Source organism: Flavobacterium araucananum, from assembly GCF_002222055.1.
Taxonomy (GTDB): Bacteria; Bacteroidota; Bacteroidia; order Flavobacteriales; family Flavobacteriaceae; genus Flavobacterium; species Flavobacterium araucananum.
Map to the genome: position 1 here is coordinate 54,401 of NZ_MUGS01000005.1, position 14,935 is coordinate 69,335.

Genomic DNA, 14,935 nt, shown 5'->3' on the forward strand with positions numbered 1-14,935 from the left:
CTTAGCCATGAAAAAGGAAATTATAATATGGATTTTCAGAATAGTTGTTTCGGTAATTTTATTGCAAACCCTGTTTTTTAAATTCAGTGGAGCGGCAGAAAGTATTTATATTTTTTCGAAGCTGGGAATAGAACCTTACGGAAGAATTGGTTCCGGAATCGCAGAGTTGATTGTGGCAATTTTAATTCTGATTCCAAAAACCACCTGGATTGGTGCTTTAGGCGGATCTGCAATAATGGGCGGAGCAATTTTGTCACATTTATTGGTCTTAGGAATAGAGGTCGAAAATGACGGAGGATTTCTGTTTCTATTGGCCGTTATTACTTTATTATGTTGCTTAGGATTACTTTACTTTAATAAAAACAAATTGTTTAATCTTCTAAATTTTAAATAGCCATGTTACTAAAATCATTACGTCATAGTTTAGATGAATTAATTTATCTATTAGATCAATTGTCTGATAAAGAATATTCTAAATCTTGCGAGGCTTTAAGCAACGCAACAATTGGTGAACACACACGACATATAATCGAGATGTTTCAATGTCTTGATAACGGTTATGATTCAGGTATTTTGAATTATGATAACCGGGAAAGAAATTTCCAGATTCAAACTGAAACTGAATTTGCGAAACAATGCATTATCGAAATAAAAACGGGTTTGAAAAGCGAAAACAAAACCCTCTATTTAGAGCAGGTTATCGATGGGCTTGCCATCAGGATTCAGAGTAGTTATTACAGAGAATTACTTTATAATCTGGAACATTGTATACACCATCAGGCTTTAATAAAAGTTGCGGTGATGCAATTTGAAAATATTTTGATCAATGAAAATTTTGGCGTAGCGCGTTCGACCATAGAATATAGAAAACAATGTGTACAGTAAGTTATATCAATACAAACGGAGTTGTAATTATAACTTCAAATAGAGATGAAAAAGTAATTCGGCCGGCCGCTGTTTTGCCTAGAAATTATTACCATAATGGCAAGAATATTATGTACCCCAAAGATCCAAAAGCGGGAGGGACCTGGTTTGCAGTCGATGAGTACGGAACCGTGTTGGTGCTCCTCAATGGTGCAATTGTAAAGCATGATGTTATATTTCCCTATCGAAAAAGCCGCGGGTTAATTGCTTTGGATCTTATTTCGGATAATTCGCCAAAGGATTTTTGGGAACAAATTAATCTGGAAGATATCGAGCCCTTTACCTTGGTTTTGTACCAGAAAGGTGCTTTGTACGAATTGATCTGGGATGGTTTTGTAAAAAGAACAACACAATTAAACGAATTGCAAAACTACATCTGGTCATCAGTTACCTTATATCCGGATGAGGTTAGAAAAAAAAGAGCGTCGTGGTTCAGTAATTTTTTAAGAAACAAAACAGAAGTTTCGGCGCCTGAAATGTTCGACTTTCATCGCTTTACACATCGGGATGATTCGGAGAATGGCTTGATTATCAATAGAGAAAATACCATAAAAACACTAAGTGTTACACAAGCAATAATCGAACAAAATAAGAGGGTTATGCGATATTATGATTTAGTGAATGCACAGGATTTTTCGACCTCATTTATAAGTATTTAAAAAAAAATAACGATGAAACTATTTTTTCATAAAATCACGAATTGGGAATATTGGCCGTTTCAGGTTTTATATGTTCCTATTTATTTTCTTTGGGCGTATTATGCTTTCAAAGCACGATCTGTTTTTTTCTTTAATGCCTCAAATCCAAAAATTAAAAATGGAGGTTTTTTGATGGAAAGCAAAAAGCAGATTTATGATTTGCTGCCTAAAAAATATTATCCCAAAACTATTTTAATAAAAGAAAATACAGATTTAAAAAAGATAGTGAATTTGATTGTCGAAAACAGTATTTATTTTCCTTTAATAGCCAAGCCTGATATTGGTTTGAGAGGTTCTGGTGTAAAAAAAATCAAAACCGTTAGCGAATTAAGTGAATACGCCAGCAAAGCAACGTTTGATTTTTTGATACAAGATTTAATTCCGTTCAAAAACGAAGTAGGTATTTTTTATGTCCGTCATCCGCTTCAAAAAGACGGAAAGATTACCGGAATTGTTTCAAAAGAGTTTTTAATCGTTACCGGCGACGGAATTTCGACAATAGAGAACTTAATTAATAAAACACCCAGATTTCAGTTTCAGCTCGAAGCCTTAAAAGAAGAATATGGAGATCAATTGCAGCGCATTTTGCACAAGGGCGAAAGAATCAATTTAGTTCCGTTTGGGAACCATGCCCGAGGTGCAAAATTTCTTGACGGAAGCGATTTGATTACCAAAAAACTAACAGCAATGATTAACGAAATTGCAACTCAAATTCCGGAATTTTATTTTGGACGCTTTGATATCATGTACAATACTCTTGAGGAATTAGAGCGCGGAGAAAATTTTCAGATAGTAGAGCTTAATGGTGCCGCAAGTGAACCCACACATATTTATGATCCTAAACACTCTGTTTGGTTTGCCTGGAAAGAGCTTGCGAGACACATAACCTATATGTATGAAATAAGTGTAGAAAATCATAAAATGGGAGTTCCGTATTTAGAATATAAAGTTGGAATTCGTGAATACAAATTGCATTTGGCGCAAAATAATAAGATTGTAAATTTTTAAAGATGAAACAACTTAAAAATATCTCAGTAGGATTTCTGGTCAGTTTCCTTGGTTCTATTCCGTTGGGATATTTAAATCTGGCGGGATTAGAAATTTATTCAAAATCAGGATTCCATAACCTGGTTTTCTTTTTGTTTGGAGTTGTTTTTGTGGAGACTTTTGTAATTTATTTTACATTGCTTTTTGCCAAAAGGCTCGTAAACAATAGGAAGTTGATGAAGATCATTGATTTTTTTGCCATCGCATTTATGTTTATTCTGGCGTTTGTTTTTTATTTCAGGTTTAATCAAAAAGCAAATTCAAATAATGATTTACAAGAGTATTTAATGTATTCGCCATTCGTGATTGGTGTGATTTTAAACGGTTTCAATTTCTTGCAGGTCCCTTTCTGGACCAGTTGGAATTTATATTTACTTAACGGAAAGTATATTACAATAGAAAAAAAGTTAAAATATTATTATATTGCAGGAACTTTGATGGGGATTTTTTTAGGAATGTTAAGTCTGATTGTAATTTTACAGCGTCTTTTCGAAAAAACAAATCAGTTTTCAAAGTACATAATGCCTGTTTTTATTCCGTTGTTCTTTATTGTTTTAGGAAGTATTCAGGTTGTTAAAGTGTATAAAAAATATTTTAAAACCACAGCTTTAGAAGTTTAAAAACCTAAAGTTAACTCCAATTTTCATTTATGAAAAAACTTTACTTTCTTCTTCCATTTGTTTTTCTGGGTTGCAAATCAAATCCATCTGCAGTTAACGAAAAAGCAGCAAAGGAAAACTCAAAACCTATCGGGATTACCTATAAAGTAGCACAAAATGATGTATCGGATTTTCTCCAGTATCTTTCTTCAGATGCGCTAGAAGGTCGGGAAACCGGAACAAAGGGTATAGAAAAAGCAGCTGTTTTTTTAGAAGATTTCTTCAAAAAAAATAATGTAAAGCCTTATTTTACTTCGTATCGTGATACACTTACTAATTTTAAATCTCCTGCTTATAATATAGTTGGTGTTCTGGAAGGAACAGATCCTGTTTTAAAGAAAGAGTTTGTTGTTTTAAGCGCACATTATGATCATATTGGTCTGGAGAAAAAGAAACAGGCAGACGTAATTAATAATGGAGCAAATGATGATGCATCCGGAGTTACGGCTGTTGCAGAAATAGCAAAATATTTTAGCGAGACAAAATCGAACAAACGAAGCATTTTGTTTGTGTTTTTTGCAGGTGAAGAAAAAGGATTACTGGGATCTAAAAGTTTAGTGCAGAAACTAAAAAAGCAAAATTTTAATTTATATGCACAATTAAATATCGAGATGATCGGTGTGCCTATGAAACGAGATTACCTGGCTTATATAACAGGTTTTGATAAATCGAATATGGCTGAAAAAATAAATGAATATACTGGCAAAAAAACAATTGGTTTTTTGCCCAAAGAAGCAGAGTATAAATTGTTTTACAGATCAGATAATTATTCGTTTTTTGAAGCTTTTGGAAAGCCATGTCAATCGGTAAGCACTTTTGATTTTGAAAATTTTGATTTTTATCATCATGTGTCAGATGAATTTAAGGTGATGGATTTAGTGCATATCACTTCTTTTATTCAGGAATTTTTGCCTGCCGTGACAAAAATTGCCACTACGCCAACAGAAGAAATTACGATGAATAAATAACGGATCATTTTAGAGGATTTGCTTATTTTTGCTTTATGAAAAATATTATTGTTACCGGAACCAGTCGAGGAATTGGTTACGAATTAGCATTACAGTTTGCGAATGCTGGTTATCAGGTTTTAGCCATTTCGAGAAAAATACCTCAGGCACTTTTAGAACATCAAAATATTACTTGTCTTTCAATTGATCTGGCAGATGAGACAACTTTGGTTCAGGTAGAAAAATTTCTTTCTTCGAGCTGGAAAAAAGTAGATGCAGTAGTTCATAATGCAGGAGCTTTGCTATTAAAACCTTTTGCAGAAACTACTCAGGCTGATTTTGAAAACATCTATAAAGTAAATGTTTTTGCTGTGGCAAATCTTACCAGAGTTGCTTTGCCCTATCTTCAAAAAGGTAGTCATGTAGTTACGATAAGTTCTATTGGCGGGGTAAGAGGTAGTCTTAAATTTGCTGGATTAGCAGCTTATAGTTCAAGCAAAGGTGCTGTAATTACCTTAACAGAATTATTGGCAGAAGAATATAAAGAACAAGGAATCTCGTTTAATGTTCTGGCTTTAGGTTCTGTTCAGACAGAAATGCTAAACGAAGCTTTCCCGGGTTATCAGGCGCCAATTTCTGCAGAAGGAATGGCAACATATATTTATGATTTTACACTTAATGGTAATAAATATTTTAACGGAAAGGTTTTAGAAGTTTCTTCGACAAATCCGTAAGTAATTCATAACTCATAATTATTGTGAACGAAACACTAGCACGATACATACCGGAACATGCTGTTAAGCCAGTCTTTGATTTGATTGTCGCTAATCAGGTTCATCTTAAAATCGTAAATGAACGCCAGACGCGTCATGGCGATTACAGGAGAGGGCCAAGTGGTAAACATGAAATCACGGTAAATGCCAGTTTAAACAAGTATCGTTTTTTGATAACACTGATTCATGAAATTTCGCATTTGGTAGCCTTTGAAAAGTTTGGACGCAATATAAAACCTCACGGAAATGAATGGAAACATACGTTTCAGCGTATGATGATTCCTTTTATTCGTCCGGAGATTTTTCCGGGACAATTATTACCCTTATTAGCGAGGCATTTTAAGAATCCATCTGCCAGTAGCGATACAGATACGACTTTGTCTCTGGCTTTGAAACAATTTGATGCAGGAAATGATAAAAACTATGTTTTCGAAATTCCATACGGAAGTGTGTTCCGAATCAAAAATGGTAAAATATTCAAGAAATTAGCCGTTAGAACCAAACGCTTTGAGTGTATCGAAATAAGCTCCGGAAAAACATATCTGTTTAATCCAAATGCCGAAGTTGAGCTAATAAATTCAAATTAAAGTAAGGGTTTTTAAAAACAGCCATAAATGAAAAATCCAAATTCTAATCTTAGTAAATTAGAATTTGGATTTTTTATATTTGAGCTTAAATGAAAGACTATCCCTTAAGATAAGCTTCTCTTACTTTTTTGAATAAATTAGAAGAGTAAACAAATTTGACAATATCTTTATTATCTGTTCTGAAGATTTCTTCTTTAGTTCCCTGCCAGGCTTTTACCCCTTTTTTCAGGAAAACAATATTTTCTCCAATTTCCATTACAGAGTTCATATCGTGCGTATTAATTACGGTTGTGATATTGTATTCTTCTGTAATTTCTTTAATCAGATTATCGATCAAAGTTGAGGTATTTGGATCTAAACCAGAATTAGGCTCATCGCAAAATAAATATTTAGGATTGTTTACAATCGCACGGGCAATCGCCACACGTTTTTGCATCCCTCCGGATATCTCAGATGGTAATTTTTTATGGGCATCGACTAAGTTCACGCGTTCTAAAACAAAATCAACGCGTTCCTGAATTTTAGCTTTGTTATCGTTGGTGAACATTTTTAAGGGGAAAGCAACATTTTCTTCAACAGTCATCGAGTCAAATAAAGCACTTCCCTGAAAAACCATTCCAATTTCTGTTCTTAATTCTCGTTTTTCATCCGGGTTTAATTCTGAGTAAACTCTGCCGTCAAATTCAATGGTTCCTGAATCCGGGGTATGAATTCCTAACAACGTTTTTAATAAAACAGTTTTTCCTGAGCCACTTTGTCCAATAATTAAGTTGGTTTTTCCCGTTTCAAAAACGGTAGAAACACCTTTTAAAACTTTACTATCACCAAATGATTTTTCTATGTTTTTTACTTCGATCATTATCCTAACAGTAATTGAGTTAATATATAATTAAAAAGAATGATACAAACAGATGTCCATACAAATGATACTGTACTTGCTTTACCAACTTCTAATGCTCCACCTTTCATATAATATCCATGAAAAGACGGAATTGTAGCCAATAACATTGCGAATATTAAAGTTTTAATAAAAGCGTATGTAATGTGAAACGGAATAAATTCCATTTGAGCACCCTGAATAAAATCTTCACTAGTCGAAAATCCTCCGTAAGCACAAGCAAGCCATCCTCCAAAAATACCCAGGAACATACTAATACCTATTACAAAAGGATACATTAATAAGGCTACTATTTTAGGAAAAACAAGATAGTTTAATGAATTAACTCCCATAACTTCCAGCGCATCGATTTGTTCTGTAACACGCATTGTACCAATACTAGAGGTGATGTAAGATCCCATTTTTCCAGCCATAATTACCGAAATAAAAGTAGGAGCAAACTCTAGAATTACAGATTGACGTGTAGCAAAACCAATTAAATATTTTGGAATTAAAGGATTCGTTAAATTCAGTGCAGTTTGAATGGCAACAACTCCTCCGATAAAAAAAGAGATAAAGCAAACGATGCCAAGAGAGTCGATTATTAAATCATCGATTTCTTTGAAAATCAATTTTTTCATAACAGGCCATTTGGTCTGTTTGTTGAAAATTTCTTTCAGCATTAAAAAATATCTTCCTATTTGAGATATATAACGTATTAGCATCATAGTTTTAGAAATATTGGCTAAATTAAGGATTAGTTTACAGTTTACCGTTTCAGTTTGCAGTTTTTTTAAGTTTAAAAAACTAGAAAAGCTTTTGTTTCATTTTCTGAAAACGATAATTTTTTATAAATTTAGCTTGTTCGGATGTTACTAATAAGGGAGTTTTAGCTTTTTTAGCTTTCCAAAATCCTCTTATGTAATCAAAAAATAAAAATGGTTTTTTCTTCATCATCGCCAATTTTGCCGATGCGATTGCGGTAATCCAAAAACCGTACCCTAGTGTATAAAAGGCTTCTCCCTGTTTATAACGTGCTGTTTTGTTGTAGTTTGCACCTGTTGGTTTAAGGTGTTTTACGTGCAAGGATTCGTCTGTAACTATTTTCCAATCATAGTATTTGCAAAGTAATTCGTCTACCGTATCCCAGCCCATAGCAGGTTTTAGACCACCAATTTGCTCGTAAGTTGCTTTGCGATATGCTTTTAATGCGCCACGAATATGATCTTTATCGGTTAGGTTTTCTAGTATCCAATCGCCATTTTTTTCGATGTAACAAAATCCGCCAGCCATTCCAATTTTAGGATCAGATTCAAAGTGTTTAATAATAGTTTCAAAATAGTCAGGCGGAAAAATCAAATCACCGTCTATCTTTACAATAATATCATAATTTGAATCCAGTGTTTCAAAACCTTTCTGGTAAGCCTGGATTACTTTGCTTCCGGGCATGTGGATCGCATCAGAAGTTTTATTAACTACAGAAATAAACGGGTTTTCCTTTGCGAACTCTAATACAATTTCTTCGGTTTTATCAGTCGAATTATCATTAACGACAACCACTTTTGAGGGTAAAACCGTTTGCGAGATCAAAGATTGTAAGGTAAGGCCAATAAGGTCTTGCTCGTTGTGCGCGGGAATAACGATGTAATATTTCATGTAAAAAAATTTAGATTTTAGATTTTGGACTTTAGATTGTTGGTGTTATCTAAAATCGGTAAATCAAAAATCGTTAATCAAAAATCTTTAGATCTTAATTTTCTCTGCGACAACAATATAATATCTTGGAGTAAAATATCTTAGTAAGGGTCTGAATCCAAACTTTTTTACGGGATGTGTAAATTTTTGACGATCCGTTATTTTCCAGCCTGTTTTTTCTAAAAGCCAGTCTAATTGCCAGTCTTCAAATTCGTGATAGTGTCTGTCCCACATATCTGTTTTTGAACGATATGCCGGTGAAAACCATAAACGTAACGGAATTGAAATTAACAATTTATCACATTTTACATTTTCGAGAATGGTGTAAGGATTTAACAGGTGTTCGAAAATCTCAAATGCAGTAAAAACAGTATATTGTTCTGTTTGCAAAGCGGTTTGATCGTTGTCTAAATCTTCGCCTTTTGTGTTTTTTACGGTATAACCATTTTCTTCCATTATTTTAGAGAATGGATTTGGGACACCAAAATCAAAAATAGTCTCTGATGTTTTAACGTGTTTTTGTAAAAACTCTAAAGTAAGTTTGAATCTTTTATTCGGAAACGTTTTTTCGTACATAGCGTTGCGAGGAACGAAACAATCTCTCGTTCTTGATTTTATTATTAGGTCGCAAATATACTAAAAAGTCCGCATTTTAAAATGCGGACTTTTTAGTTTTCGGTATTCAGTCGCAGTTTACAGTTTACAGTCGNNGACTGTAAACTGTAAACTGAATACTGAGACTGTAAACTAATTTAATATCTATAGACAAAAGCATTAACGTTCATTCCTGCTCCAACAGAAGCAAAAATAACAACATCGCCTTTGTTAATTTCATGATTTTCGAGTTTGCCCTGAATCAATAAGTCATATAAAGTAGGTACAGTCGCAACGCTGCTGTTTCCTAAATCATGAATACTCATTGGCATAATGTTTTCTGGCGCAGTTCTATCGTAGAGTTTATAAAAACGTGCAATAATTGCTTCGTCCATTTTTTCATTGGCTTGGTGAATCAGGATTTTCTTTACTTCATCAATTCCAATTCCGCTTTTGTCCAGACAGCTTTTCATTGCACAAGGAACCTGGCTTAAAGCAAATTCATAAATCTTACGACCGTACATTTTAATGTATTTAATGTCTGGATCTAAATCAGGATTGTATGATTTTCCAAAGTATAAAAAGTTTGCTTCCTCATTAGCATAAGTAGCACTTTCGTAAGATAGTAAACCAGTTTCATCATCAGAAGCTTCTAAAATCGAAGCACCTGCACCATCAGAATAAATCATAGAATCACGATCATGATCGTCTACAACTCTTGACAGGGTTTCAGCACCAATTACCAGAACGCGTTTTGCCATGCCTGATTTAATAAAAGCATTTGCCTGAAGAACACCTTCAATCCATCCCGGACATCCAAAAAGAATATCATAAGCCACACATTTAGGGTTTTTGATATCTAATTTGTTTTTAACACGAGTTGCCAAACTTGGTAAAATATCAGTTTGGTGTGTTCCGGATTTGACATCGCCAAAATTATGGGCGAAAATAATATAATCTAAAGTTTCACGATCGATATTAGCATTTGCAAGCGCTCTCTCGGCAGCAAAAAAAGCTAAATCAGATGAGGTATGTTGATCTTCGGCATAACGGCGATTTTCGATTCCGGTAATACCTTTAAATTTTTTTATTACAACTTCGTTAGGGTAACCAAAAGGAGTTCCGTCTTCATTCAAAAAAACATGATCACCAAAGTCAGTATTGCTTACTTCTTTGTTTGGAATATAGCTTCCTATGCCTATTATTTTTATTTTCATTATTCAGTAATTATCCGATAAATTTATTGCTAAAGTATAAATAAAATCATGATAACTATCATAAAAAATACTATGCATGCATATAATTATGAAATAATAATTATTTGTCGGATATATTGTTTATTTTTTAATGAATTTTGAGTTTAACCGAGATTTCAAACGTTTGAAATAAAAGCAAAGAGAAATTTTTTTTGTTTCAACATTCAAGTTTTGGGTTCTGCCACAAAGTGAAATTTGAATGTTGAAACAAAAAAACAAAAAATAAACCCGACAGGTTTTTAAAATCTGTCGGGCTTGGTAATTTATGTAGAGAAAACTATTTCTTAGTTTTCCATATAAGCTTCAATAGGAGCACAGCTACAAACTAAGTTTCTGTCACCGTATGCATCATCTACACGACGAACTGATGGCCAGAATTTATTTTCGGCGATGTATTCTAATGGGTAAGCTGCTTTTTCTCTTGTGTAAGGGAAAGCCCAATTGTCTGTCGTTAACATTGCCAATGTGTGCGGTGCATTTTTCAATACATTGTTTTTATCATCGGCTGTGGCAACTTCAATCTCTTTTCTGATTGAAATAAGAGCATCACAAAAACGATCTAATTCAGCTAAATCCTCAGATTCAGTAGGTTCGATCATTAAAGTTCCTGCTACAGGAAAAGAAACCGTAGGAGCATGGAAACCATAATCCATCAAACGCTTAGCGATATCACCAACTTCGATTCCGTTTTCTTTAAACGAACGACAATCTAAAATCATTTCGTGAGCTGCTCTTCCACATTCTCCGGTATAAAGAATTGGGTAGTGTCCTTCAAAACGGGCTTTCATGTAGTTGGCATTCAAAATAGCATGTTCTGTAGCACTTTTTAATCCTTCGGCACCCATCATTGTGATATAACCATAAGAAATTAAACATACTAAAGCAGATCCGTAAGGTGCAGATGAAATTGCTGTAATAGCTTGTTCTCCGCCTACTTTAAGGATTGGGTTTGTTGGTAAAAAAGGAACCAGTTTTTCGTTTACACAAATAGGTCCAACTCCAGGTCCGCCACCACCGTGAGGGATAGCAAATGTTTTGTGTAAGTTTAAGTGACAAACGTCAGCACCAATTGTAGCAGGATTTGTTAATCCAACTTGTGCGTTCATATTTGCACCATCCATATATACTAATCCGCCATTGTCGTGGATTAATTTTGTAATTTCAATAATCGAAGATTCGAAAACTCCGTGAGTCGAAGGATAAGTAACCATTAAACACGATAAATCGTCTTTGTGTTCAATCGCTTTTTCTCTCAAATCTTCTACATCAATGTTTCCTTCCGGAGTCGTTTTAGTCACGATGATTTTCATTCCGGCCATAGCGGCAGAAGCAGGATTGGTTCCGTGAGCCGATGAAGGAATTAAACATACATTACGGTGACTTTCGTTTCTTGATAAGTGGTAAGCGCGAATAGCCATTAGACCGGCATATTCTCCCTGAGCTCCAGAGTTTGGTTGTAATGTTGTTCCGGCAAAACCTGTAATTACATTTAATTGGTGCTCTAATTTTTTAAGCATCGTGATATAACCTTCAGCTTGTTCTACTGGTGCAAATGGGTGAATGCTGTTCCAGTTTGGCATTGATAAAGGCAACATTTCTGAAGCTGCGTTTAATTTCATTGTACAAGAACCTAATGAAATCATTGAATGATTCAACGATAAATCTTTACGCTCCAATTTTTTGATGTAACGCATGATCTGACTTTCTGAGTGATGATTGTTAAAAACATCATGCGTTAAGAAAGGCGATGTTCTTTCTAATGAAGCAGGTAATTGATTTGTAACTGCTAATTCAGAAACAGTAATAGTTTCTTTTCCTAAAGCCTCAGCAAAAATGGCAACAATTTGGTTGATGTCAGTAATTGAAGTTGTTTCGTTTAACGAAATAGAAATCGTATCGGCATCAACATAAAAGAAGTTAACCTCGTTTTTCTCTGCAATAGCTTTTACTTTTTGAGCATCTGCTTTTACCAAAATAGTATCAAAGAAAGCCGTGTTGGTTTGAAAAACTCCTAGTTTATTTAAAGCTTCAGCAGTAGTAACCGCCGATGCGTGAACTTTATTTGCAATATATTGTAATCCTTTTGGTCCGTGGTAAACCGCATACATTCCAGCCATAACCGCCAGTAAAACCTGAGCGGTACAAATATTTGAAGTTGCTTTTTCACGTTTAATATGCTGCTCACGGGTTCCTAAAGCCATACGTAAAGCGCGGTTTCCATTTACATCAATAGAAACTCCAATAATACGACCTGGCATAGATCGTTTGTATTCGTCTTTAGTGGCAAAAAAAGCAGCGTGAGGACCACCATAGCCCATTGGTACACCAAAACGTTGTGAAGTTCCAACTACTACTGCAGCTCCCATTTCTCCCGGAGAAGTTAGAGTCGCTAATGATAAGATATCGGCAGCAAAGGCAACTTTGATTTCGTTTTCTTTTGCTTTAGCAACAAAAGCGCTATAATCGTTTACCTGACCGTATTTTCCCGGATATTGTAAAATGGCTCCAAAGAACTCATTCGAAAAATCAAAGTTTTCGTGGTTACCAACCACTAATTCAATCCCGATAGGAGTCGAACGAGTTTGAAGGATTGATAAAGTTTGTGGTAAAATCTCTTCAGAAACGAAGAATTTGTTTGTATTATTTTTCTTTTGGTCACGTGTGCGAACGTCAAATAACAAAGCCATAGCTTCGGCAGCAGCAGTTCCTTCATCTAATAAAGAAGCGTTTGCAATTTCCATTCCTGTAAGTTCGATAACTGTAGTCTGGAAATTTAAAATTGCCTCAAGACGACCTTGAGCAATTTCTGCCTGATACGGCGTGTAAGCAGTATACCATCCTGGATTTTCGAAGATATTTCTTTGAATTGGAGCAGGAACGATAGTAGGATGATATCCCAAACCAATATAGGATTTGAATACTTTATTTTTCTTTCCTAATTCCTGAATATGATTTGCAAATTCGTATTCCGTCATTGCAGGGTCCAAATTCAAAGGTGCTTTTAAACGAATGTCATCCGGAAGGGTTTCGTAAACAAGTTGTTCGATCGATTCAACTCCAATGGTTTGTAACATGTGTTGAAGATCTGTTTCTCTTGGGCCAATGTGTCTTAAAGCAAAAGCATCTGTTTTCATTTGTAGCTATCTATTTTTTAAAGGCAATGCAATTTGCAGAGTGTATTTTTTGACTTAATCAAGTGTTACACAACGCTTATTACATTTTATAGTAAATGTGTTGTTTTTTTGTGGCGCAAAATTAAGTATTATTAATAATTTAATAGGTATTTTTAACTTCAATTTTTATGAAATTTACAACTAAAGAGTTGATTTGTTAATAATTGATTAGATTTAAGAAATGAAACTACTCAAACAGATATTCGATTTTTACCTCAATAGCAGTATTCATGTGGCTTTGTCCTGTTATGCTTTGGTTCAGATTACATTTCATGTGTTTCATATTCAATATGATGAGCCAATGGCGTTGTTCGTTTTTTTTGGAACAATTGTGGGGTATAATTTTGTTAAATATGATGCATTAGTTCGGGTGCAGCAAAAACCAATAGGAAATCAACTCAAAATTATCGCTCTTCTAAGTTTAGTTTCATTGTTTCTGGTTGGGTATTATTTTTTCCATTTAAAGCGGATCACCCAAATTATTTCGGTTATAATTTTTGTCATAACAGCTCTTTATACACTTCCGTTTTTTCCTAATCGTAGAAACGCCAGAAATTGGGCAGGCGTAAAAATTTATATTGTTGCACTTTGTTGGGTTGGGGCAACATTGGTTTTGCCTTATATAAATGCCGAAATCCCCTTTACCGGCAACTTTTATATAAAATGCATTCAGCGTTTTGTATTGGTTTTTGTACTGATCTTAGTTTTTGAGATTTTAGATTTGGCAAATGATGATCCGCATTTACAAACCGTTCCGCAAACAATAGGAGTAAAGCGAACCAAAATTTTAGGATTTTCACTTTTGGTTCCGTTCTGGATTGTGGGAATATTAACCTTCAGTTTTCATGATCTCATTATAAACCTTATTATGGTGGTGATGCTCATGTTGTTTATTTTATTCGCAAACTCTAATCGATCCAAATATTATACGTCTTTCTGGGTCGAAAGTGTCCCAATTTTTTGGTGGTTAATGATTGTTTTTCTCTAATAAAAGGCATCGAAATTTCTAGAATTATTTGGGCGTGTTTCGCCAAAAAAGGCGAACCGGGCTTTCGGCTATATCTTTTATTCTGCTCCGCTTCATAAAAGGATAGCGCCTTAATCCCTCACGCAAACGTAAAAGGAGAAATCTTATTTTCAAAAGAAAGTAAATGAATCAGTTTAGTTATTGAATTGTCTCCAGCTTTAGCTGGAGGCTATTCAAAAAAATGACATTGTAAAATCTGCCTCCCGATAGCTATCGGGACTGCCTAATCTGCGAGAGAAAAATTTAAAACAATTATTTTGTTTTTTGTTCCGCCAATGCTTTATTCAAATCAGCTTTAGATTCGTCTAGTTTTTTTCTTTTTTTGGCAATTTTTTCTTTGCTTTCCTGATCTTTAATCGCTTTGTTTAGATCATCGGTTTTCTCCTTAACTTTTTGTTGTTTTTCTTTTACCTTTTTGTCAAGATCAGTCGTTACTGTTTTTGTTGTGCAATTCTTTTTAGTTTTCGAAATGGCATCTTCAACCCCTTTTATTTGGTTTTGATTTCCTGCTTTTTTTGCAGCAACCAATTTAGTGTTTAATTCACATAATTTTCTTTCGCAACCTTTAAGAGTTGTACAATTACTTTGCGCAAATCCTATAAAAGAAATGGCGAAGAAAGCCAGCGATAAAATTTTAGTTTTTAAAGTCATATCTTTATTTTTAATGAGTTATTAATT

At 34.3% G+C, this 14,935-nt stretch carries 16 protein-coding genes; 9 read left to right on the forward strand and 7 right to left on the reverse strand.

Annotated features, from left to right (window positions below):
• Positions 1–7 precede the first annotated feature (7 nt).
• The 8 genes from B0A64_RS04285 to B0A64_RS04320 are packed head-to-tail and all read left to right on the forward strand — an operon-like array spanning position 8 to position 5,635.
• Positions 8–394, forward strand: a complete 387-nt coding sequence (locus tag B0A64_RS04285; RefSeq protein WP_089478319.1) for a DoxX family membrane protein — start codon at positions 8–10, stop codon at positions 392–394.
• A gap of 2 nt (positions 395–396) precedes the next feature.
• A complete protein-coding gene (locus tag B0A64_RS04290) occupies positions 397–885 on the forward strand; it encodes a hypothetical protein (protein ID WP_089478320.1) in 489 nt (162 codons plus the stop codon).
• Complete coding sequence (locus tag B0A64_RS04295; RefSeq protein ID WP_089478321.1) at positions 873–1,583, forward strand: NRDE family protein; 711 nt, start codon at positions 873–875, stop codon at positions 1,581–1,583. Before B0A64_RS04290 ends, B0A64_RS04295 begins: the two co-directional genes overlap by 13 nt.
• A 12-nt stretch (positions 1,584–1,595) precedes the next feature.
• A complete protein-coding gene (locus B0A64_RS04300; RefSeq protein ID WP_089478322.1) occupies positions 1,596–2,630 on the forward strand; it encodes an ATP-grasp domain-containing protein in 1,035 nt (344 codons plus the stop codon).
• 2 nt (positions 2,631–2,632) lie between these two features.
• Positions 2,633–3,289: a hypothetical protein gene (locus tag B0A64_RS04305; protein ID WP_089478323.1), complete on the forward strand. Its 657-nt coding sequence runs from the start codon at positions 2,633–2,635 to the stop codon at positions 3,287–3,289.
• A 29-nt stretch (positions 3,290–3,318) separates the two neighbouring features.
• A complete protein-coding gene (locus B0A64_RS04310) occupies positions 3,319–4,296 on the forward strand; it encodes a M20/M25/M40 family metallo-hydrolase (protein WP_089478324.1) in 978 nt (325 codons plus the stop codon).
• A gap of 35 nt (positions 4,297–4,331) precedes the next feature.
• Positions 4,332–5,009, forward strand: a complete 678-nt coding sequence (locus B0A64_RS04315; protein ID WP_089478325.1) for an SDR family NAD(P)-dependent oxidoreductase — start codon at positions 4,332–4,334, stop codon at positions 5,007–5,009.
• Positions 5,010–5,032: 23 nt separating this feature from the next.
• Positions 5,033–5,635 carry a SprT-like domain-containing protein gene (locus tag B0A64_RS04320; RefSeq protein WP_089478326.1) on the forward strand — a complete coding sequence of 201 codons (603 nt, stop codon included), beginning with the start codon at positions 5,033–5,035 and terminating at the stop codon, positions 5,633–5,635.
• A gap of 97 nt (positions 5,636–5,732) precedes the next feature.
• Here the strand turns inward: B0A64_RS04320 and B0A64_RS04325 are convergent, their stop codons facing one another.
• The 6 genes from B0A64_RS04325 to gcvP form a co-directional block, all read right to left on the reverse strand.
• Entirely contained in the window at positions 5,733–6,494 is a 762-nt protein-coding gene (locus tag B0A64_RS04325; RefSeq protein WP_056246106.1) for an ABC transporter ATP-binding protein, read from the reverse strand.
• The gene (locus tag B0A64_RS04330; protein WP_089478327.1) at positions 6,494–7,240 is read right to left on the reverse strand and encodes an MlaE family ABC transporter permease; all 747 of its coding nucleotides are present in this window, start codon (positions 7,238–7,240) and stop codon (positions 6,494–6,496) included. Before B0A64_RS04330 ends, B0A64_RS04325 begins: the two co-directional genes overlap by 1 nt.
• Before the next feature lie 79 nt (positions 7,241–7,319).
• Entirely contained in the window at positions 7,320–8,168 is an 849-nt protein-coding gene (locus B0A64_RS04335; protein WP_089478328.1) for a glycosyltransferase, read from the reverse strand.
• 87 nt (positions 8,169–8,255) lie between these two features.
• Positions 8,256–8,783, reverse strand: coding sequence for a methyltransferase (locus tag B0A64_RS04340; protein WP_089478329.1), 528 nt, complete (start codon positions 8,781–8,783; stop codon positions 8,256–8,258).
• A gap of 176 nt (positions 8,784–8,959) precedes the next feature.
• Positions 8,960–10,018, reverse strand: coding sequence for a 3-oxoacyl-ACP synthase III family protein (locus B0A64_RS04345; RefSeq protein WP_089478330.1), 1,059 nt, complete (start codon positions 10,016–10,018; stop codon positions 8,960–8,962).
• Positions 10,019–10,341: 323 nt separating this feature from the next.
• Entirely contained in the window at positions 10,342–13,191 is a 2,850-nt protein-coding gene (gcvP, locus tag B0A64_RS04350; protein ID WP_089478331.1) for an aminomethyl-transferring glycine dehydrogenase, read from the reverse strand.
• A 220-nt stretch (positions 13,192–13,411) separates the two neighbouring features.
• Here gcvP and B0A64_RS04355 point away from each other — a divergent pair, with 220 nt between their 5' ends.
• Complete coding sequence (locus B0A64_RS04355) at positions 13,412–14,218, forward strand: UbiA prenyltransferase family protein (RefSeq protein ID WP_089478332.1); 807 nt, start codon at positions 13,412–13,414, stop codon at positions 14,216–14,218.
• Positions 14,219–14,509: 291 nt separating this feature from the next.
• Here the strand turns inward: B0A64_RS04355 and B0A64_RS04360 are convergent, their stop codons facing one another.
• Complete coding sequence (locus B0A64_RS04360) at positions 14,510–14,908, reverse strand: DUF1090 family protein (protein WP_089478333.1); 399 nt, start codon at positions 14,906–14,908, stop codon at positions 14,510–14,512.
• Positions 14,909–14,935 lie beyond the last annotated feature (27 nt).